This window comes from Streptomyces hiroshimensis (assembly GCF_014650335.1).
Lineage (GTDB): Bacteria > Actinomycetota > Actinomycetes > Streptomycetales > Streptomycetaceae > Streptomyces > Streptomyces hiroshimensis.
Window position 1 is genome coordinate 1 of sequence record NZ_BMUT01000012.1, and the last position, 20739, is coordinate 20739.

Sequence of the window (20739 nt, forward strand, 5' to 3'; positions counted from 1 at the left end):
TCTTGTCGGGGTGACCCTCGGTCACGGACTCCGAGGTGAACAGGCGGCGGGACACATCGCTCCCTGGGGTTGCAGCGGCTGCTGGCTGATCATTGACGGACCCGGCCGAGAGCTGCGCTCGACGCGGGGTCCTAGGTCAGTTTATCCGGCGTTCTCGTGGTTGGGGCATCCTGTCTCGTATCACCGCCCCGGTGACCTGCGACACCCGTGCACTCCGGCGCGCAAATCGCTCACGCAAAGCGCCGGACGACCAGGTCCCAGACGGTGTCCGCGAGGTCGTCCTTGGGACCGTAGGGAACGGGCGTCTCAGAGCCGTCAGGGGCCAGGACGACGGCTTCGTTCGCTTCCGAACCGAAGGTCTTCCGCTCCCCCACCTCATTGACAACCAGCAGGTCACAGCCCTTGCGGGCGAGCTTGGCGCGACCGTTGGCGAGGACGTCGTCGGTCTCCGCGGCGAAGCCCACGACGACCTGCCCGGGGCGCGGCCGGCTCCCGGAGAGCTCGGCGAGGACGTCGGGGTTCCGGACGAGCTCGACGGGCGCCGGCTCCTCGCCGTCCTTCTTCTTGATTTTGCCCTCGGCGTAGCGCGCAGGGCGGAAATCGGCCACGGCGGCGGCCATGACGACGGCGTCGGCGTCCGCGGCGGCCTTCAGCACGGCCTCCCGCAGCTGGACGGCCGTGCCCACGTGTATGACGTCGGCCCCGGCCGGATCGGCCAGCTCGCTGTTGGCGGCGACGAGCGTGACCCGGGCGCCGCGCGCGACGGCGGTGCGGGCCAGGGCGTAGCCCTGCTTGCCGGAGGAGCGGTTGCCGAGGAAGCGCACGGGGTCGAGCGGCTCGCGGGTGCCTCCGGCGCTGATGACCACGTGACGGCCGGCGAGGTCGGCGGCCGGGCCCTGGGGCCCGCGGGCCAGTACCCGGCGGCAGACCTCGAAGATCTCCTCGGGGTCGGGGAGGCGGCCCTTGCCGGTGTCGACGCCGGTGAGGCGGCCCACGGCGGGCTCGATGACGATAGCGCCGCGGCGGCGCAGCGTCGCCACGTTCTCCTGGGTGGCCGGGTTCTCCCACATCTCGGTGTGCATGGCGGGGGCGAAGACGACCGGGCAGCGGGCGGTGAGCAGCGTATTGGTCAGCAGGTCGTCGGCGAGGCCGTGGGCGGCCTTGGCCAGCATGTCGGCGGTGGCGGGTGCGACGACGACGAGGCGGGCCTCCTGGCCGATGCGCACGTGGGGCACCTCGTGGACGCTCTCCCACACCTCGGTGCCCGCGGGGTGGCCGGACAGGGCCGACCAGGTCGCCTCGCCGACGAAGTGCAGGGCCGAGGCCGTGGGCACCACCCGGACGTCATGGCCGGACTCGGTGAGCCGGCGCAGCAGCTCGCACGCCTTGTAGGCGGCGATCCCGCCGCTGACCCCCAGGACGACCTTGGGCTTGTCCATCGCTCGCTGTCTCCCCATCCATCGGTTGCGTACAGGTCCCATGACACACCAAGGGTCCGGCAGCCGCGCTGCCGGACCCTTGGTGACGAAAACGACGAAAAACGCCGTGCTTACTGCGCCGGGGCCTCGATGGCCTCGGAGGTCAGCAGGCCCGCGTTGATCTCGCGGAGCGCGATGGAGAGCGGCTTCTCGTGGACGTGGGTGTCCACCAGCGGGCCGACGTACTCCAGCAGGCCCTCGCCGAGCTGCGAGTAGTACGCGTTGATCTGACGGGCGCGCTTGGCGGCGTAGATCACCAGGCTGTACTTCGAGTCGGTTGCCTCGAGCAGCTCATCAATCGGCGGGTTGATGATGCCCTCGGGCGCGGTGATAGAAGAGGACACTCTCTGCCTTCCGAAGGGGGGGTGAAGAAAGATGGTCAACGGAGCAAGGCTAGCAGTTCACGCGCAACGTCCTCGACGGAGGTGTTGACCAGCGTGACGTCGAACTCCGACTCCGCGGCGAGCTCGACCTTGGCCACCGCGAGGCGGCGCTCGATCACCTCGGGCGACTCGGTGCCCCGGCCGGTGAGCCGGCGGACCAGCTCGTCCCAGCTCGGAGGCGCCAGGAAGACCAGCTGAGCCTCCGGCATGGTCTCACGGACCTGCCGGGCGCCCTGGAGGTCGATCTCCAGCAGCACCGGCTCGCCGGCCTCCAGGCGGTCGAGGACCGCCTGGCGCGGCGTGCCGTAGCGGTTGCCGGCGAACTCGGCCCATTCCAGCAGCTCACCGTTGGCGATGAGCTTGTCGAACTCCTCGTCGTCGACGAAGAAGTACTGGACACCGTCCTGCTCGCCGGGGCGCGGCTTGCGGGTGGTGGCCGAGACCGAGAGCCACACCTCGGGGTGCGCCTTGCGCATATGGGCGACGACCGTGCTCTTGCCGACCCCGGAGGGGCCGGAGAGCACGGTCAGCCGCGGTTGTCTGGCCGGGGATACGGGGGACGTCCCCCGGGAGACTGCAGTACTCATGCAGCGATTATCCCGGTTCGCGGGAGTGCCTGGGAACGTCAGGCGGCCTTGCCGCCGAACTCACGCTCCAGCGATGCGATCTGGTTCGAGCCGAGCCCGCGCACACGACGGCTCTCGGAGATCCCGAGCCGCTCCATGATCTGCTTGGCGCGGACCTTGCCCACGCCCGGCAGGCTCTCCAGGAGTGCGCTGACCTTCATCTTGCCGATCACTTCGTTCGTCTGGCCCTGCGCGATGACATCGTGCAGCGAGGCACCGGAGTGCTTGAGCCGATTCTTGACCTCGGCGCGCTCCCGGCGAGCCGCGGCGGCCTTTTCGAGCGCGGCAGCGCGCTGTTCAGGGGTAAGGGGCGGAAGAGCCACGCCTACGTCACCTCGGATATCGAACTGTCGGATAACGGACCGGTGAGGAACCTAGTCGGCCCACACCTGCGGAGCAACGAGCAACGCGCTTGCACGTTCGCTCTCGTCGGAGACTAGCGGCCGATTCCGCTCCAGTCAGCGAGAACAAGCGAAAAGTCCTGGTCAGACTCGCTCGACCAGGACTTTTCCGGACATATGGACCAACAATTTTGACGCTTCCGCGGCAGGCCCTCCGCGCGGCGGGCCCCCGGCGGACCCCCGGCGGCCGTCCGGCGGCTATCCGGCCGCCGGATCCGCGGCGCTCACGGCCTCCCGGACCTCGGCGGCGAACCGCTCGGCGCTCGCCCGCAGCGCCGCTGCGTCCGGTCCGTGCCGGAGCACGCCCCGGCTGACGTTCGGCACCACGTCGCGCACGGCCGCGCCGAAGACCTTGGGCAGGTCGGCGGCGGTCGCGCCCTGCGCACCGATGCCGGGCGCGAGCAGCGGGCCGTTGATGTCCAGGTCCGCGCGCGCCGCGCCGAGCGAGCCTCCCAGGGTGGCGCCGACGACCGCGCCGTACGAGCCCATGGGCGCGGCGTCCGCGTTCTCCGCCCGCAGGTGGTCCAGCATGGTCGCGGCCACGCTCACGCCGTCCGCGCGGACGGCGTGCTGCACCTCGGCGCCCTCCGGGTTCGAGGTGAGGGCCAGGACGAAGACGCCGGTGCCGCTCTCGCGCGCCAGGTCCAGCGCAGGGCGCAGCGAGCCGTAGCCGAGGTACGGGCTCACTGTCACGGCGTCGGAGAAGAGCGGCGAGGCCGGGTCGAGGTAGGTGGCGGCGTAGGCGGCCATGGTGGAGCCGATGTCGCCGCGCTTGGCGTCCATCAGGACCAGCGCGCCGGCCTCGCGGGAGTCGGCGACGGCCTGCTCCAGGACGGCGATGCCGCGCGAGCCGAAGCGCTCGAAGAAGGCGGACTGGGGCTTGAGGACCGCGACGCGGTCGGCCAGCGCCTCGACCACGGTGCGGGTGAACCGCTCCAGGCCGTCGATGGTGTCGGGGAGGCCCCAGTCGGCGAGCAGCGACGCGTGCGGGTCGATGCCGACGCAGAGGGGGCCGCGCGTGTCCATGGCGCGGCGCAGGCGGGCGCCGAAGGGTTCGAGGGTCATGCGGCTGCCTTCTTCCGGGTCTCGGCGCCGACCGCGTCGGCGAGCGTGGCGTACGGGCTGGCCGCGAGGCGCTCCGCCAGGCCCCGGTGGAGCTTGCGGCACCAGAACGGGCCCTCGTAGATGAAGGCGCTGTAGCCCTGGACGAGCGTGGCGCCCGCCAGGATGCGCTCCCAGGCGTCGTCGGCGGTCTCGATGCCCCCGACACCCACAAGGGTGATCCGGTCGCCCACGCGCGCGTACAGGCGGCTCAGGACCTCCAGCGAGCGGGCCTTGAGGGGGGCGCCGGACAGGCCGCCGGCCCCGATGGCCTCGACGGTGCGCTTCGGGGTCGTCAGGCCCAGCCCGTCGCGGGCGATCGTGGTGTTGGTGGCGATGATGCCGTCCAGGCCCAGCTCGACGGCCAGGTCGGCGACGGCGTCGACGTCCTCGTCGGCCAGGTCGGGGGCGATCTTCACCAGCAGCGGCACGCGGCGCGAGGTGACCGTGCGGTCGGCGGCCTCGCGGACGGCGGCGAGCAGCGGCCGCAGCGCCTCGGTGGCCTGCAGGTTGCGCAGCCCGGGCGTGTTGGGCGAGGAGACGTTGACGACGAGGTAGTCGGCGTGGGCGGCCAGGCGCTCGGTGGAGGTGACGTAGTCGGCGACGGCCTCGGCCTCCGGCACGATCTTCGTCTTGCCGATGTTGACGCCCACCGTCGTCCTGCTGTGCTTTTCACCGAGGGCGGCCTTCCGAGCGGCCAGGCGCGCCGCCACGGCCTCGGAGCCGTCGTTGTTGAAGCCCATGCGGTTGACGAGCGCGCGGTCCGCGACGAGGCGGAAGAGGCGCTTCTTGGGGTTGCCGGGCTGCGGCTGGGCGGTGACGGTGCCGATCTCGACGTGGTCGAAGCCGAGCATGGTCATGCCGTCGATGGCGGAGGCGTTCTTGTCGAAGCCGGCGGCGAGCCCGAAGGGGCCGTGCATGCGCAGGCCGAGCGCCTCGGTGCGCAGCGCCTTGTGGCGGGGGGCGAGGACGGCCGCGACGAAGGTGCGCAGGACCGGCACGCGGGCCGCGGCGCGGATCCAGGCGAAGGCGAGGTGGTGGGCCTTCTCGGGGTCCATCCGCTTGAAGATCAGGTCGAAGAAGAGGCGGTACATGGCGGGCCTTCCGGGGCGGGAGGGGCGGACGGGTCGCATGCCGAGGGGGACACCTTCCGGTGTCCCCCTCGGCCCGGGAGCCTTACGCCTCGCGGGCGGCGGTCAGGTGCTCCGCGTGCTCCTGCAGGGAGCGCACGCCCACGTCGCCGCGGGTGAGCGCCTCGATGCCCTGGACGGCGGCCGCGAGGGCCTGGACCGTGGTCAGGCACGGGACCGCGCGGGAGACCGCGGCGGTGCGGATCTCGTAGCCGTCGAGGCGGCCGCCGGTGCCGTACGGGGTGTTGACGATCAGGTCGACCTCACCGTCGTGGATGAGCTGGACGATCGTCTTCTCGCCGTTCGGGCCCTCGCCCTCGCTCTGCTTGCGCACGACGGTGGCGTTGATGCCGTTGCGCTTGAGGACCTCGGCGGTGCCGGAGGTGGCCAGCAGCTCGAAGCCGTGGGCGACCAGCTCACGGGCCGGGAAGATCATCGAGCGCTTGTCCCGGTTGGCCACCGAGACGAAGGCGCGGCCCTTGGTGGGCAGTGCGCCGTAGGCGCCGGCCTGCGACTTGGCGTAGGCGGTGCCGAAGACGCTGTCGATGCCCATGACCTCGCCCGTCGAGCGCATCTCCGGGCCGAGGACGGTGTCCACGCCGCGGCCGGAGGCGTCGCGGAAGCGCGACCACGGCATCACGGCCTCCTTGACGGAGATCGGCGCGTCCAGCGGCAGCGTGCCGCCGTCGCCCTCCTTGGGCAGCATGCCCTCGGCGCGCAGCTCGGCGACGGTCGCGCCCAGGGAGATCCGGGCGGCGGCCTTGGCCAGCGGCACGGCGGTCGCCTTCGAGGTGAAGGGGACCGTGCGGGAGGCGCGCGGGTTGGCCTCCAGGACGTAGAGGATGTCCCCGGCCATGGCGAACTGGATGTTGATCAGTCCGCGCACGCCGACACCCTTGGCGATGGCCTCGGTGGAGGCCCGCAGCCGCTTGATGTCGTAGCCGCCGAGGGTGATCGGGGGCAGGGCGCAGGCGGAGTCGCCGGAGTGGATGCCGGCTTCCTCGATGTGCTCCATGACGCCGCCGAGGTAGAGCTCGTGGCCGTCGTAGAGCGCGTCGACGTCGATCTCGATGGCGTCGTCGAGGAAGCGGTCGATGAGGACCGGGTGCTCGGAGATCAGACCGGCGTGGCGCTCCAGGTACTCGCCGAGGGAGGGCTCGTCGTAGACGATCTCCATGCCGCGGCCGCCGAGCACGTAGGACGGGCGGACCATGACGGGGTAGCCGATCTCGGCGGCGATGCCCTTGGCCTCCGCGAAGGAGAAGGCGGTGCCGTACTTGGGCGCGGGCAGCCCGGCCTCGGTCAGCACGCGGCCGAAGGCGCCGCGCTCCTCGGCGAGGTCGATGGCCTCGGGCGAGGTGCCGACGATCGGCACGCCGTTGTCCTTGAGCGCCTGCGCCAGGCCCAGCGGGGTCTGGCCGCCGAGCTGGACGACGACGCCCGCGACCGGGCCGGCCTCCTGCTCGGCGTGGACGATCTCCAGGACGTCCTCCAGGGTGAGCGGCTCGAAGTAGAGCCGGTCGGAGGTGTCGTAGTCGGTGGAGACGGTCTCGGGGTTGCAGTTGACCATCACGGTCTCGTAGCCGGCGTCGCTGAGCGCGAAGGAGGCGTGGACGCAGGAGTAGTCGAACTCGATGCCCTGGCCGATGCGGTTCGGGCCCGAGCCCAGGATGATCACCGCGGGCTTCTCGCGGGGCGCGACCTCGGACTCCTCGTCGTAGGAGGAGTAGAAGTACGGGGTCTTCGCCGCGAACTCGGCGGCGCAGGTGTCGACCGTCTTGTAGACCGGGCGGACGCCGAGGGCGTGGCGGACCTCGCGGACGACGTCCTCGCGCAGGCCGCGGATCTCGCCGATCTGGGCGTCGGAGAAGCCGTGCCGCTTGGCCTCGGCCAGCAGCTCGGGCTCCAGCTTCTCGGCGGCGGCCAGCTCGTCCGCGATCTCCTTGATCAGGAAGAGCTGGTCGACGAACCACGGGTCGATCTTCGTGGCGTCGAAGACCTCCTCGGGGGTGGCCCCGGCGCGGATGGCCGCCATGACCGTGTTGATGCGGCCGTCCGTGGGGACGACGGCCTTGGCCAGCAGCTCGGTCTTGTCGCCGGGCGCGGAGACGAAGTCGAACTGCGAGCCCTTCTTCTCCAGCGAGCGCAGGGCCTTCTGCAGCGCCTCGGTGAAGTTACGGCCGATGGCCATGGCCTCGCCCACCGACTTCATGGTGGTGGTGAGGGTGGCGTCGGCGGCCGGGAACTTCTCGAAGGCGAAGCGGGGCGCCTTGACCACGACGTAGTCGAGCGTGGGCTCGAAGGACGCCGGGGTCTTCTCGGTGATGTCGTTGGGGATCTCGTCCAGCGTGTAGCCGACGGCGAGGCGAGCCGCGATCTTGGCGATCGGGAAGCCGGTGGCCTTGGAGGCGAGCGCGGAGGAGCGCGAGACGCGCGGGTTCATCTCGATGACGATGACCCGGCCGTCGTCGGGGTTGACGGCGAACTGGATGTTGCAGCCGCCGGTGTCGACGCCGACCTCGCGGATGATCGCGATGCCGACGTCGCGCAGGATCTGGTACTCGCGGTCGGTCAGCGTCATCGCCGGGGCGACGGTGATCGAGTCACCGGTGTGCACGCCCATCGGGTCGAAGTTCTCGATGGAGCAGACGACCACGACGTTGTCGTTCTTGTCGCGCATCAGCTCCAGCTCGTACTCCTTCCAGCCGAGGATGGACTCCTCCAGGAGCACCTCGGTGGTCGGGGAGAGCGTGAGGCCCTGGCCGGCGATGCGGCGCAGCTCCTCCTCGTCGTGCGCGAAGCCGGAGCCGGCGCCGCCCATGGTGAAGGAGGGGCGGACGACGACGGGGTAGCCGCCGAGGGTGTCGACGCCCGCGATGACCTCGTCCATGGTGTGGCAGATGACCGAGCGGGCGGACTCGCCGTGGCCGATCTTGGCGTGGACGGCCTCGACGACGCCCTTGAACAGGTCGCGGTCCTCGCCCTTGTGGATGGCCTCGACGTTGGCGCCGATCAGCTCCACGCCGTACTTCTGCAGCACGCCGTTCTCGTGCATGGAGATCGCGGTGTTGAGCGCGGTCTGGCCGCCGAGGGTGGGCAGGAGGGCGTCGGGGCGCTCCTTGGCGATGATCTTCTCGACGAACTCGGGGGTGATCGGCTCGACGTAGGTCGCGTCGGCGATCTCCGGGTCGGTCATGATCGTGGCCGGGTTGGAGTTGACGAGGATGACCCGCAGGCCCTCGGACTTCAGCACGCGGCAGGCCTGGGTGCCGGAGTAGTCGAACTCCGCGGCCTGGCCGATGACGATCGGGCCGGAGCCGATGACCAGAACGGACTGGATGTCGGTGCGCTTAGGCACGCTGGCCCTCCATCAGGGAGACGAAGCGGTCGAACAGGTACGCGGCGTCGTGCGGGCCTGCGGCTGCCTCGGGGTGGTACTGGACGCTGAATGCCGGCTGGTCGAGCAACTGGAGGCCTTCCACCACGTCGTCGTTCAGACACACGTGGGAGACCTCCACCCGGCCGTACGGCGTGTCGGTCGCCCGGTCGAGCGGGGCGTCGACGGCGAAGCCGTGGTTGTGCGCGGTGACCTCGACCTTGCCGGTCGTACGGTCCTGCACCGGCTGGTTGATGCCTCGGTGGCCGTACTTCAGCTTGTACGTGCCGAAGCCGAGCGCGCGGCCGAGGATCTGGTTGCCGAAGCAGATGCCGAACAGCGGCGTCTTGCGGGAGAGGACCTCGCGCATGACGGCGACCGGGTGGTCGGCGGTGGACGGGTCGCCCGGGCCGTTGGAGAAGAACACGCCGTCGGGGTTCACGGCGTAGACGTCCTCGGCGGTGGCCGTGGCCGGCAGGACGTGCACCTCGATGCCGCGCTCGGCCATCCGGTGCGGGGTCATGCCCTTGATGCCCAGGTCGACCGCGGCGACGGTGAACTTCTTCTCACCGATCGCGGGGACGACGTAGGTCTCCTTGGTGGCGACCTCGGCGGAGAGGTCGGCGCCCTTCATCTCGGGGGCCTGGCGCACCTCGGCGAGCATCGTGCCCTCGTCGGGCAGGGAGTGCCCGGAGAAGATGCCGACGCGCATGGCGCCGCGCTCGCGCAGGTGGCGGGTGAGGGCGCGGGTGTCGATGTCGCAGATGCCGACGACGCCCTGCTTGGCCAGCTCCTCGTCCAGGGAGCGGCGCGAGCGCCAGTTGGACGGGACGCGGGCGGGGTCGCGCACCACGTAGCCCGCGACCCAGATGCGCGCGGACTCGGGGTCCTCGTCGTTGACGCCGGTGTTGCCGACGTGCGGGGCGGTCATCACGACCACCTGGCGGTGGTACGAGGGGTCGGTCAGGGTCTCCTGGTAGCCGGTCATGCCGGTGGAGAACACGGCCTCGCCGAAGGTCTCCCCCACGGCCCCGTAGGCCCGGCCGCGGAAGATCCGGCCGTCCTCCAGGACGAGTACGGCGGGGATCTTGGCAGTCCCCCTGGTGGAGGTCGTCATCGTGCGCCTTCCGTGTCGCTGTTCAGGTGGTGCAGGTGGGTGAGGGCCTCGACCCAGGCGGAGTGCTCGGCCGCCTGGTCGGAGCGGAAACCGGAATCGATCTCGCGGTCCCCGTGCACCCAGGTGATCACCAGCAGGCCGCCCTCGGTGAGGACCTTGCCGGCGATGCCCTTGTCGAGCCGGGCGCCGCGCACCCGGTCGGCGGGGATGAAGAAGTCCTGGGCCCCGGGGCGCACGACGGTGACGCCCTGGTCCGTCAGGGTGAGCTCGGCCCGGCTGCGGGTGCCGAGGCCGTGCGCGACGATGCGGTCGAGCCACTGGCCGGCCGTGGTGGAGCCGTGGTAGCGGCCCTCCATGGTGAGCGTGGGCTCACCCGCGTCGGCGGGGACGGCGGGCAGCTCGGGCAGGTCGCCCTGGAGCGCGCCGCGCCACTTCCAGCCCTCGCGCATCAGCCAGTAGACGAGCGCGATGAAGAGCAGCAGTCCCACGACCCAGCCGATGCGTGCGGCCCAGTCGGTGACGTCGGCAGACTTCTGCTCGGCCGCCAGGTTGATCAGTGCAGATGGTGCTGATGTCACGCGAGTTTCCCGTCCACGACCGTAGCCCGGCCCCGCAGGAAGGTGTGGGTGACGCGACCCGGCAGCTCGCGGCCCTCGTAGGGGGTGTTGCGGCTGCGGGAGGCGAAGCCCGCGGGGTCCACGACACCACGGTAAGCGGAATCGACCAGGGTGAGGTTGGCGGGCTCACCGGCGGCGATCGGCCGGCCGTGCCCGGCGAGGCTGCCGATGCGGGCGGGCTTGAACGACATGCGCTCGGCGACGCCGGCCCAGTCCAGCAGCCCGGTCTCGACCATCGTGTGCTGGACGACGGACAGCGCGGTCTCCAGGCCCACCATGCCCATGGCGGCCGCGGCCCACTCGCAGTCCTTGTCCTCGTGCGGGTGCGGAGCGTGGTCGGTGGCGACGATGTCGATCGTGCCGTCCGCCAGGGCCTCGCGCAGCGCCATCACGTCGCGCTCGGTGCGCAGCGGCGGGTTCACCTTGTAGACGGGGTTGTACGACCGCACCAGCTCGTCGGTGAGGAGCAGGTGGTGCGGGGTGACCTCGGCGGTGACGTCGATGCCGCGCGACTTGGCCCAGCGGACGATCTCGACGGAGCCGGCCGTGGACAGGTGGCAGATGTGCACCCGGGAGCCGACGTGCTCGGCGAGCAGGACGTCGCGGGCGATGACCGACTCCTCGGCGACGGCCGGCCAGCCGCCCAGACCGAGCTCGGCGGAGACGACGCCCTCGTTCATCTGGGCGCCCTCGGTGAGGCGGGGCTCCTGCGCGTGCTGGGCGACGACGCCGCCGAAGGCCTTCACGTACTCCAGCGCGCGGCGCATGATCACGGCGTCGTCGACGCACTTGCCGTCGTCGGAGAAGACGGTGACGCCGGCGGCGGACTCGTGCATGGCGCCCAGCTCGGAGAGCTGCTTGCCCTCCAGGCCGACGGTGACGGCGCCGATGGGCTGCACGTCGCAGTAGCCGGACTCCTTGCCCAGGCGCCAGACCTGCTCGACGACGCCGGCGGTGTCGGCGACGGGGAAGGTGTTGGCCATGGCGAAGACGGCCGTGTAGCCGCCGCTCGCGGCCGCCCGGGTGCCGGTCAGGACCGTCTCGGAGTCCTCGCGGCCGGGCTCGCGCAGGTGGGTGTGGAGGTCGACCAGACCGGGCAGCAGGATCTTGCCGCCGGCCTCGATCACCTGGGCGCCCTCGGGGGCGGTCAGGCCCGTGCCGACCTCGGCGATGGTCTCGCCGTCGATCAGGACGTCCTGGGGCTCGCCGCCGAGGACCTTCGCACCGCGGATCAGGATCTTGGTCATTACTTGTTCTCCTCGGTGCGGGCGTTGTTCAGGGTGACGGCCGGCTCGGAGCCGCCGAGCAGCAGGTAGAGGACGGCCATCCGGGTGCTGACGCCGTTGGCGACCTGCTCGACGGCCGTGCAGCGGTCGGAGTCGGCGACCTCGGCGGTGATCTCCATGCCGCGGTTCATCGGGCCGGGGTGCATCACGACGGCGTGCTCGGGCATCTTCGCCATGCGGTCGCCGTTCAGGCCGTAGCGGCGTGCGTACTCGCGCTCGGTCGGGAAGAAGGCGGCGTTCATCCGCTCGCGCTGGACGCGCAGCATCATCACGGCGTCGGACTTCGGCAGCACGGCGTCGAGGTCGTAGGAGACCTCGCAGGGCCAGCTCTCGACGCCGACGGGCACCAGCGTGGGCGGCGCGACGAGGGTGACCTCGGCGCCGAGGGTCGTCAGCAGGTGGACGTTGGAGCGAGCGACGCGGCTGTGCAGCACGTCGCCGACGATCGTGATCCGGCGCCCGGAGAGGTCCTGCCCGATGCCGGCGTCCCGCCCGACCAGGCGGCGGCGCATGGTGAAGGCGTCCAGCAGGGCCTGGGTGGGGTGCTCGTGGGTGCCGTCGCCGGCGTTGACGACGGCCCCGTCGATCCAGCCCGAGTTCGCCAGCCGGTAGGGGGCGCCGGAGGCGTGGTGGCGGATGACGACGGCGTCGGCGCCCATCGCCTCCAGGGTCAGGGCGGTGTCCTTGAGGGACTCGCCCTTGGAGACCGAGGAGCCCTTGGCGGAGAAGTTGATGACGTCGGCGGAGAGCCGCTTGGCGGCGGCCTCGAAGGAGATGCGGGTGCGCGTCGAGTCCTCGAAGAAGAGGTTGACGACGGTGCGGCCGCGCAGGGTGGGCAGCTTCTTGATCGGCCGGTCCGCGACCCGGGCCATCTCCTCGGCGGTGTCGAGGATCAGGACGGCGTCGTCGCGGGTGAGGTCGGCGGCCGAGATGAGGTGGCGCTTCATCCGGGTGCTCCGTGTGTAGGAGGTGTGCGGGTACGCGGACGGGCGTGCGAGGACGAGCAGTCACGGCCTCGCAACGGCCGGGTCCGGGAGGGGGGAGCTCGCTACTGCGCTTCGGCAGGGGTGGCCGGGCGCACGCCGAGCAGGACGCTGTCGCGCCCGTCCTCCTCGGTGAGCTGGACCTTGACCGTCTCCCGCAGCGACGTCGGGAGGTTCTTGCCGACGTAGTCGGCACGGATGGGAAGTTCGCGGTGGCCGCGGTCGACGAGGACCGCGAGCTGGACGGCGCGCGGGCGCCCGATGTCGTTCAGGGCGTCCAGCGCGGCGCGGATCGTACGGCCGGAGAAGAGCACGTCGTCCACGAGGACCACGAGGCGGCCGTCGATGCCCTCGCCGGGGATCTCGGTGCGCGCGAGGGCACGCGCCGGGCGCAGCCGCAGGTCGTCGCGGTACATGGTGATGTCGAGGGAGCCGACGCGGGTCGCGCTGCCGGTGATCTCTTCGAGCTTGGCGGCCAGCCGGCGGGCGAGGAAGACGCCGCGCGTCGGAATGCCGAGGAGCACCACATCGTCCGCGCCCTTGGCGCGCTCGACGATCTCGTGGGCGATACGGGTCAGGACCCGGGCGATGTCCGGTGCTTCGAGCACGGGACGGGCGGCGGAGCCCATGGGGCTCGCCTCAGGAATGGCGTCCATACGAAACGGACCTCCTTCTCCGCCTCACGGGACGGACATTAAAGGACGTCGGAATTACTCCCTCACCGTACCAGGCCCGCCACCGGCTGCTCCCCGTCACCCCTCCTGGAGGACGGTATGGACCATTCGGCTTGACGAAGTCAGATTACGCTGCGTAACCTCACAGTGAGTTACCAGTCTTCGTCCGGGGAGCTTTATGTCCAGCGAATACGCCAAACAGCTCGGGGCCAAGCTCCGCGCCATCCGCACCCAGCAGGGCCTCTCCCTTCACGGCGTGGAGGAAAAGTCCCAGGGCCGCTGGAAGGCCGTCGTAGTGGGTTCGTACGAGCGCGGCGACCGTGCCGTGACCGTGCAGCGCCTGGCCGAGCTGGCCGACTTCTACGGGGTTCCCGTGCAGGAACTGCTGCCCGGCACCACGCCGGGCGGCGCTGCCGAGCCGCCGCCGAAGCTGGTCCTGGACCTTGAGCGCCTGGCCCACGTGCCGGCCGAGAAGGCGGGCCCGCTCCAGCGTTACGCGGCGACCATCCAGAGCCAGCGCGGCGACTACAACGGCAAGGTCCTCTCGATCCGCCAGGACGACCTGCGGACCCTCGCCGTCATCTACGACCAGTCGCCCTCGGTGCTCACCGAGCAGCTGATCAGCTGGGGCGTGCTCGACGCCGATGCGCGCCGCGCGGTCCAGCACGAGGACGCCTGACGGCCGTCCGGCCACTGACAACCGGCCATAACGAAACCGCCTGGGGCGGGAAACCGATGGTTTCCCGCCCCAGGCGGTTCGTCTTTGGGCGGGTCCGGCTCGTTGCGAGCCGGACCGCTTACTTCTCCTCGCGCCGGAGCCCCGGCTTGAGCTCCTTGAAGCGACCGAGCAGACCGTTGACGAAAGCCGGCGACTCGTCGGTGGAGAACTCCTTGGCGAGCTGCACCGCCTCGTCGATCGCCACGGCGTCCGGGGTGCCGTCCTCCCAGATCAGCTCGTAGGCACCGAGCCGCACGATGTTCCGGTCCGCGACCGGCATGCGGTCCAGGTCCCAGTCGACCGCGTAGGTGGCGATCAGCTCGTCGATCCGGGCGACGTGCTCGGCGTACCCCTCGACCAGCTGCATCGTGTACTCGTTCACCGGCGGCTGACGGTCGTCGGACCGCGAGTGCCGGATCCAGTCCGCGAGCACGTTCTGCACGGAGATGCCGCGCTGGTCGGCCTCGAAGAGGATCTGGAAAGCGCGCTTACGGGCCTTGCTGCGGGCAGCCACGGTTAGCTGTTCACCCGGCCGAGGTAATCGCCGGTGCGCGTGTCGACCTTGATCTTCTCGCCGGTGGTGACGAAGAGCGGGACCTGGATCTCGTAGCCCGTCTCCAGCTTGGCGGGCTTGGTGCCACCGGTGGAGCGGTCGCCCTGGACGCCCGGGTCGGTGTGCTCGATGGTGAGCTCGACGGCGGCCGGCAGCTCGACGTAGAGCACCGAGCCCTCGTGCGTGGCCACGGTGGCGGTGAAGCCCTCGAGCAGGAAGTTGGCGGCGTCGCCGACGGCCTTGCGGTCGACCATCAGCTGGTCGTAGGTCTGCATGTCCATGAAGACGAAGTACTCGCCGTCCATGTACGAGAACTGCATGTCGCGGCGGTCGACGGTGGCCGTCTCGACCTTCACGCCGGCGTTGAAGGTCTTGTCGACGACCTTGCCGGAGAGCACGTTCTTCAGCTTCGTACGGACGAAGGCGGGGCCCTTGCCGGGCTTGACGTGCTGGAACTCGACGACGGACCAGAGCTGGCCCCCGTCGAGCTTGAGCACCATGCCGTTCTTGAGGTCGTTCGTGGATGCCACGGTTGCGGTATCTCCTGGACTGGTGGAACCAGAAAGTGCGGTGCGCCCGGCTAGAGCGCGAGCAGCTCTTTGGTCGTGATGGTGAGTAGCTCGGGTCCGCCGTCCGCCTCGGGGCGGACGACGAGCGTGTCATCGATCCGGACGCCGCCGCGGCCCGGGAGGTGTACCCCCGGATCTACGGTGACCGGCACGCAAGCGTCCAGTTTACCCATTGCCGAAGGTGTCAGCCGAGGGTCCTCGTCGTTTTCGAGCCCCACGCCGTGTCCGATCCGCGGCCCGACGCGTTCGCCGTGGCCCGCGGCCTCCAGCACCACCCGCGCGGCGCGGTCCACATCCCGGCAGGGCGTGCCCGGCGCGAGCGCCTCACGGCCCGCCCGCTGGGCGGCGAACACCTGGTCGTAGAGCTCGATCTGCCAGTCCGCCGGGCTGGTGCCGATCACGAAGGTGCGCCCGATCTCGCTGCGGTAGCCGCGGTAGTCCGCGCCGACGCACACGCTGAGGAAGTCGCCCTCCTCCACCCGGCGGTCGCTCGGCAGGTGCCCTGCCAGCCCCGAGTTCGGCCCGGTGCCGACGGACGTGGGGAAGGCCGGGCCCGTCGCGCCGTGGTCGACCAGACGGCGCTCCAGCTCCAGCGCGAGGTGCCGCTCCGTGCGCCCGACCAGGATCGACTCCAGCAGCTCCCCCAGGGCCTGGTCGGCGATCTCCGCGGCGATGCGCAAGGAGGCGATCTCCTCGTCGTCCTTGACGAGCCGCTGCTGCTCCACGGCGGGGCCCAGGTCCGCGAGGCGCAGCCGGGGCGCGACGGACTGCAGGGCGCGGTGCCGGGAGACCGTCAGGTGGTGTTCCTCCACGGCGAGCGAGCCGGCCCCGGCGGCCGCGGCCCGCTCGGCGCCGGCGACGGCCGGATCGCCGTCGGCCCCGTCCAGCACGACGACGCGCAGATCCTCCGCCACGGGCCGGGTGACGGCGGCGGTGCCGCAGGGGTCGCAGGGGCACAGGAGGACGTCCTGGCCGGGGCACACGAGCAGCGCCGCCCCGGCCGGGGCGGGTCCGGCCAGATAGCGGACGTTGGCGTTCCCGGAGACCAGGGCGGCCTCGCTCCCGGCCGCGTGGCAGCGCTCGCGCAGCCGGTCGCGGCGTGCCGCGTACACCTCGGACATGTCTCCGAGCGTACGGCCGGGCTTCGCGGGCGGCCGTCCCAGCGCGTCCGACCGGGCAGCGGGCCCGCGCGCCCGGAGCCCGGGCGGAAAGCGCAGACCGGGCCGGAACCGGGGCCCGGCCGAACCGGAGTCAGGGCCGAACCGGAGCCGGCGCCGGGCCCGTCACCAGCTGGGCGGGCTGGCCAGCGAGCGGGCGACGACGTCGTCGAGGAGGCGGGCGGTGGTGGTGACGTCCTGCTGGGAGTTGTCGATGATGGGCAGGCCCGAGCCGTACCAGCCGGCCATCCGGCCGTGGATGCGGGCGACCTCCTCGTCGCCGAGGCGGCGGTTGCCCGTGCGCTCGGCGTTGCGCTCCAGGACGACCTCCAGGCCGGGGAGCAGGACGACGGGCAGCAGGCCGGGGCCCACGTGGCGCTTCCAGCCGCCCAGGCCGACGGCGGGCCGGTCGGGGAAGACGGCGTCGTCCAGGATGCAGGAGATGCCGTTGGCGAGGAAGTTGCGGGCGGCGAAGCCGCAGGTGCGGCGGGCGAGGCGGTACTGCGCCTCGGAGTGGTCGTTCCAGCCGGACTGGGGGTCGGCGAAGCCCGAGCGCACCCACTCACGGACGTCGTCCAGGCTGATGTGGGCGGTGGGCACGCGGCGGGTGTCCGCCCAGTGCCGGGCCACGGTCGTCTTCCCGGCGCCGGCCGGGCCGATGAGGATCACGGCGACGGGGGCGTGGGCGGGGTCGAGGGGCTGCGCGGCGGGCACGGGTGCACACTGCGGAACCATGAGGTGGCCCGTCGCATCGACGGGCGGCTGCGGCTGCGGCGGCGCCTGCGGGGGCGCGGCGGGCCAGCCGGGCGGCGGACCCGCGGCGGGCGGGGCGGCGGGGACCGGCGGGAGGGGCGGTACGGGGTGGGACCCCATGGGCGGATGGCCCGGCGGGTGGCCGTTCAGCCGGCTGCCCGGCCCCTGCCCAGGGGGCGGTGGCAGCGGCGCTCCCACTGCGTGCTGCATCCGGTGGCACTCCGTCTCGTGCGGTCGACTGGCGCATGGTGAAGGGCCGCGAGGCCGGCCAGGAGGGGAGAGTACCGGAGAGTACCGGGCCTGCCCCCCTTGCCCCGGCCGCCGTGGGGTGAACGGCCGGGGAAGGCGGGAAGTGCCCGAAGTGGGCGGAATCAGCCGGGAATCGATCCGGAAGACGGCCGGGGCGTCAGCCCGCCGCGCCCGGGAGTTCCTCGGCCAGGGCCCGCAGCGCGAGCCGGTAGGAGCCGATGCCGAAGCCCGCGACGGTGCCGCTGGCGACGGCCGCGATCACGGAGGTGTGGCGGAACTCCTCGCGGGCGTACGGGTTGGAGATGTGCACCTCGATGAGCGGCGCGGTGCGCTGGGCGGCCGCGTCGCGCATGGCGTACGAGTAGTGCGTGAACGCACCGGGGTTGATGACGACGGGGACCGACCCGTCGGCGGCCTCGTGCAGCCAGCGGACCAGCTCGCCCTCGTCGTTCGTCTCACGCACCTCGACGGCGAAGCCGAGCTCCCCGCCGAGCCGGGTGCACTCCTCCACCAGGCCCTTGTAGGACGTCGAGCCGTAGACATCGGGCTCACGGGAGCCGAGGCGGCCGAGGTTGGGGCCGTTCAATACGAAGACCCGGCGCCCGCTCACGCGGCGATCTCCGCGTGAGCGGCCAGCAGCATCGCCGGGTCCGGGCCCTCCAGGACGGTGGGCTTGGCCAGGCCGTCGAGGACGATGAAGCGCAGCAGGTCGCCGCGGGACTTCTTGTCGACCTTCATGGTCTCCACCAGCTTGGGCCACTGGTCGCCCCGGTAGGTGACCGGCAGGCCCACGGACGTGAGGATCGCCTTGTGCCGGTCGGCCGTCGCGTCGTCGAGGCGGCCGGCGATGCGGCCGAGCTCGGCGGCGAAGACCATGCCCACGGCGACCGCCGCGCCGTGGCGCCAGTTGTAGCGCTCGTTCTTCTCGATGGCGTGGGCGAGGGTGTGGCCGTAGTTGAGGATCTCGCGCCGGCCGGACTCCTTGAGGTCGCCGGAGACGACCTCCGCCTTGACCCGGATCGAGCGCTCGATCAGCTCGGCGGTGTGCGCCCCGGCGGGGGTGCGGGCCGCCTCGGGGTCCGCCTCGATCAGGTCGAGGATGACCGGGTCGGCGATGAAGCCGGCCTTGATGATCTCGGCGAGGCCGCTGACGTAGTCGTTCACCGGCAGCGAATCCAGCGCGGCCAGGTCGCACAGGACGCCGGCCGGCGGGTGGAATGCGCCGACGAGGTTCTTGCCCTCGGCCGTGTTGATGCCGGTCTTGCCGCCGACGGCGGCGTCGACCATGGCCAGCACGGTGGTGGGCACGGCGATCCAGCGCACGCCGCGCAGCCAGGTGGCGGCGACGAAGCCGGCGAGGTCCGTGGTGGCGCCGCCGCCCACGCCGACGATGACGTCGGTGCGGGTGAAGTTGGTCTGGCCCAGCGCCTTCCAGCAGTAGGCCGCGACCTCGACGGTCTTGGACTCCTCCGCGTTGGGCAGCTGGACGGCGATGGCCTCGTAACCCTGCTCGGCCAGATCCTGGCGGATCGCCTCGCCGGTCTCGGCGAGCGCCTCCGGGTGGAGCACGGCGACCCGCTTGGCCTTGGGGCCGATGAGGCCGGGCAGCTCGCCCAGCAGCTGTCGCCCGACCAGGACCTCGTAGGGGTCGGTGCCCGCGCTGCCGGCGACCTGGATACGGGTGGGGGCGTCGGTCATGCGTTCCTCACTGCGTGGTGTCCTGTGTTCGGTCCCGCGGCTCCGGCGCCGGGTGAAGGGCCTCCAGCACCGCGTCGGCGACCTCGTCCGGCGTGCGGCCGCCGGTGGCGACGGTGGCCCGGGCGACCTCCGTGTAGAGCGGGCGGCGGGCCTCCATCAGCTCGCGCCAGCGCTGCCGCGGGTTGACCGCGAGCAGCGGGCGCGGGGCGTCGAGGCCGACGCGCCGTACGGCGTCGGCCAGCTCGACGTCGAGGAAGACCACCGGCAGCCCCGCGAGGAGGGCACGGGTCCCGTCGTCCATGATCGCGCCGCCGCCGAGGGAGAGCACGCCCGCGTGCTCGGCGACGGCCGCACGGACGGCCTGCCGCTCCAGCTCGCGGAAGTGCGGCTCGCCCTCGTCGATGAAGATCTCGGGGATGGGCTTGCCCGCGGTCTTCTCGATGTCGGCGTCGGTGTCGCGGTAGCCGGTGCCCAGCCGCTGCGCGAGCAGGGCACCGATGGTGGACTTGCCGGCTCCCGGCGGGCCCACCAGCACGACGACGGGCGGGGTCACTTGATGGCCAGGTTCTCGAGGTAGCCCTGGACGTTGCGGCGGGTCTCGGCGACGTTGTCGCCGCCGAACTTCTCCGCCACGGCGTCGGCCAGGACGAGGGCGACCATGGCCTCGGCGACGATGCCGGCGGCCGGGACCGCGCAGACGTCGGAGCGCTGGTGGTGCGCCTGGGCGGCCTCGCCCGTGGTCACGTCCACCGTGCGCAGGGCGCGCGGCACGGTGGCGATCGGCTTCATCGCGGCGCGCACGCGCAGCAGCTCGCCCGTGGTCAGGCCGCCCTCGGTGCCGCCGGAGCGGCCGGAGGTGCGGCGGATGCCGTCCTCGGTGGAGACGATCTCGTCGTGGGCCTGCGAGCCGGGCACCCGGGCCAGCTCGAAGCCGTCGCCGACCTCGACGCCCTTGATCGCCTGAATGCCCATCAGGGCGGCGGCGAGGCGGGCGTCCAGGCGGCGGTCCCAGTGGACGTGCGAGCCCAGGCCGACGGGGACGCCGTAGGCCAGGACCTCGACGACGCCGCCGAGCGTGTCGCCGTCCTTGTGGGCCTGGTCGATCTCGGCGACCATCGCCTTGCTCGCCGCCTCGTCCAGGCAGCGCACCGGGTCCGCGTCGAGCTTCTCGACGTCGGAGGGGGTCGGGTAGACACCGAGCGGGGCCTTGGCCGCCGCCAGCTCGATGACGTGGGAGACGATCTCGATGCCCGTCGTCTCCTTCAGGTAGGAGCGGGCGACGGCGCCGAGCGCGACGCGGGCGGCGGTCTCGCGCGCGGAGGCGCGCTCCAGGATCGGACGCGCCTCGTCGATCCCGTACTTCTGCATGCCCGCCAGGTCGGCGTGGCCGGGGCGGGGACGCGTCAGCGGGGCGTTGCGGGCCATCGCCGCCAGCTCCTCCGGGTCCACCGGATCGGCCGCCATGACCTTCTCCCACTTCGGCCACTCGGTGTTGCCCACCATGACCGCGACCGGGGAGCCCATCGTCAGGCCGTGGCGCACACCGCCGAGGAAGGTGACCTCGTCCCGCTCGAACTTCATGCGCGCGCCGCGGCCGTAGCCCAGGCGCCGGCGGGCCAGGTGGTCCGCCACCATGTCCGTGGTGATCGGCACGCCGGCGGGCAGGCCCTCCAGCGTCGCCACGAGGGCCGGACCATGCGACTCACCGGCAGTCAGCCAGCGCAACCTGCTCAACGGGACTCCTCTTGCTCGCGCGCCTCGGAACGTACGGCGTCCGGGTGCGCGGCCCCGGCCCGCCGCTTCTGATCCTCCCATGCCGCGGTGACAGGACCGCCCTCCGGTCCGTGTTGGTGGAAAGGACTGAGTCAGG

General features: G+C 71.8%; 21 protein-coding genes. 1 reads left to right on the forward strand and 20 read right to left on the reverse strand.

Annotated features, from left to right (window positions below):
* Nucleotides 1-230: 230 nt before the first annotated feature.
* The 12 genes from coaBC to pyrR form a co-directional block, all read right to left on the reverse strand.
* Complete coding sequence (gene coaBC, locus IE241_RS25100; protein WP_190024112.1) at nt 231-1439, reverse strand: bifunctional phosphopantothenoylcysteine decarboxylase/phosphopantothenate--cysteine ligase CoaBC; 1209 nt, start codon at nt 1437-1439, stop codon at nt 231-233.
* Between the two features lie 110 nt (nt 1440-1549).
* Complete coding sequence (rpoZ, locus tag IE241_RS25105; RefSeq protein WP_004948662.1) at nt 1550-1822, reverse strand: DNA-directed RNA polymerase subunit omega; 273 nt, start codon at nt 1820-1822, stop codon at nt 1550-1552.
* A 35-nt stretch (nt 1823-1857) separates the two neighbouring features.
* The gene (gene gmk / locus IE241_RS25110) at nt 1858-2448 is read right to left on the reverse strand and encodes a guanylate kinase (RefSeq protein WP_190024113.1); all 591 of its coding nucleotides are present in this window, start codon (nt 2446-2448) and stop codon (nt 1858-1860) included.
* A 38-nt stretch (nt 2449-2486) separates the two neighbouring features.
* The gene (locus tag IE241_RS25115; protein ID WP_030365336.1) at nt 2487-2810 is read right to left on the reverse strand and encodes an integration host factor; all 324 of its coding nucleotides are present in this window, start codon (nt 2808-2810) and stop codon (nt 2487-2489) included.
* A 276-nt stretch (nt 2811-3086) separates the two neighbouring features.
* A complete protein-coding gene (gene pyrF / locus IE241_RS25120; protein ID WP_190024114.1) occupies nt 3087-3953 on the reverse strand; it encodes an orotidine-5'-phosphate decarboxylase in 867 nt (288 codons plus the stop codon).
* Nucleotides 3950-5083 (reverse strand): quinone-dependent dihydroorotate dehydrogenase, encoded by a 1134-nt coding sequence (locus IE241_RS25125; RefSeq protein WP_190024342.1) that lies wholly within the window; start codon nt 5081-5083, stop codon nt 3950-3952. The genes pyrF and IE241_RS25125 overlap by 4 nt, the downstream gene beginning before the upstream one ends.
* Nucleotides 5084-5165: 82 nt before the next feature.
* Nucleotides 5166-8477, reverse strand: coding sequence for a carbamoyl-phosphate synthase large subunit (gene carB, locus IE241_RS25130; protein WP_190024115.1), 3312 nt, complete (start codon nt 8475-8477; stop codon nt 5166-5168).
* The gene (gene carA / locus IE241_RS25135; protein ID WP_190024116.1) at nt 8470-9612 is read right to left on the reverse strand and encodes a glutamine-hydrolyzing carbamoyl-phosphate synthase small subunit; all 1143 of its coding nucleotides are present in this window, start codon (nt 9610-9612) and stop codon (nt 8470-8472) included. The genes carB and carA overlap by 8 nt, the downstream gene beginning before the upstream one ends.
* The gene (locus tag IE241_RS25140) at nt 9609-10190 is read right to left on the reverse strand and encodes a PH-like domain-containing protein (RefSeq protein ID WP_229899792.1); all 582 of its coding nucleotides are present in this window, start codon (nt 10188-10190) and stop codon (nt 9609-9611) included. The genes carA and IE241_RS25140 overlap by 4 nt, the downstream gene beginning before the upstream one ends.
* On the reverse strand, nt 10187-11476 hold the full coding sequence (locus tag IE241_RS25145) for a dihydroorotase (protein ID WP_190024117.1): 1290 nt from the start codon (nt 11474-11476) through the stop codon (nt 10187-10189). The genes IE241_RS25140 and IE241_RS25145 overlap by 4 nt, the downstream gene beginning before the upstream one ends.
* Nucleotides 11476-12462, reverse strand: a complete 987-nt coding sequence (locus IE241_RS25150) for an aspartate carbamoyltransferase catalytic subunit (RefSeq protein ID WP_190024118.1) — start codon at nt 12460-12462, stop codon at nt 11476-11478. The genes IE241_RS25145 and IE241_RS25150 overlap by 1 nt, the downstream gene beginning before the upstream one ends.
* Before the next feature lie 101 nt (nt 12463-12563).
* Entirely contained in the window at nt 12564-13154 is a 591-nt protein-coding gene (gene pyrR / locus IE241_RS25155; RefSeq protein WP_190024119.1) for a bifunctional pyr operon transcriptional regulator/uracil phosphoribosyltransferase PyrR, read from the reverse strand.
* Nucleotides 13155-13350: 196 nt separating this feature from the next.
* Here pyrR and bldD point away from each other — a divergent pair, with 196 nt between their 5' ends.
* Complete coding sequence (bldD, locus tag IE241_RS25160; protein WP_004948690.1) at nt 13351-13851, forward strand: transcriptional regulator BldD; 501 nt, start codon at nt 13351-13353, stop codon at nt 13849-13851.
* Between the two features lie 118 nt (nt 13852-13969).
* Here the strand turns inward: bldD and nusB are convergent, their stop codons facing one another.
* From nusB to aroC, 8 genes are all read right to left on the reverse strand, one after another.
* Nucleotides 13970-14404 (reverse strand): transcription antitermination factor NusB, encoded by a 435-nt coding sequence (nusB, locus tag IE241_RS25165; RefSeq protein WP_190024120.1) that lies wholly within the window; start codon nt 14402-14404, stop codon nt 13970-13972.
* 2 nt (nt 14405-14406) lie between these two features.
* Nucleotides 14407-14973: an elongation factor P gene (efp, locus tag IE241_RS25170; protein ID WP_190024121.1), complete on the reverse strand. Its 567-nt coding sequence runs from the start codon at nt 14971-14973 to the stop codon at nt 14407-14409.
* A 50-nt stretch (nt 14974-15023) separates the two neighbouring features.
* Nucleotides 15024-16133, reverse strand: coding sequence for a M24 family metallopeptidase (locus IE241_RS25175; protein WP_190024122.1), 1110 nt, complete (start codon nt 16131-16133; stop codon nt 15024-15026).
* Between the two features lie 162 nt (nt 16134-16295).
* Nucleotides 16296-17132, reverse strand: coding sequence for an AAA family ATPase (locus IE241_RS25180; RefSeq protein WP_190024123.1), 837 nt, complete (start codon nt 17130-17132; stop codon nt 16296-16298).
* Between the two features lie 196 nt (nt 17133-17328).
* Nucleotides 17329-17781, reverse strand: coding sequence for a type II 3-dehydroquinate dehydratase (gene aroQ, locus IE241_RS25185; protein ID WP_190024124.1), 453 nt, complete (start codon nt 17779-17781; stop codon nt 17329-17331).
* Entirely contained in the window at nt 17778-18869 is a 1092-nt protein-coding gene (gene aroB / locus IE241_RS25190) for a 3-dehydroquinate synthase (protein WP_190024125.1), read from the reverse strand. The genes aroQ and aroB overlap by 4 nt, the downstream gene beginning before the upstream one ends.
* A 7-nt stretch (nt 18870-18876) precedes the next feature.
* Nucleotides 18877-19422, reverse strand: a complete 546-nt coding sequence (locus IE241_RS25195; protein WP_190024126.1) for a shikimate kinase — start codon at nt 19420-19422, stop codon at nt 18877-18879.
* On the reverse strand, nt 19419-20603 hold the full coding sequence (gene aroC / locus IE241_RS25200; protein WP_190024127.1) for a chorismate synthase: 1185 nt from the start codon (nt 20601-20603) through the stop codon (nt 19419-19421). Before aroC ends, IE241_RS25195 begins: the two co-directional genes overlap by 4 nt.
* Nucleotides 20604-20739: the final 136 nt, after the last annotated feature.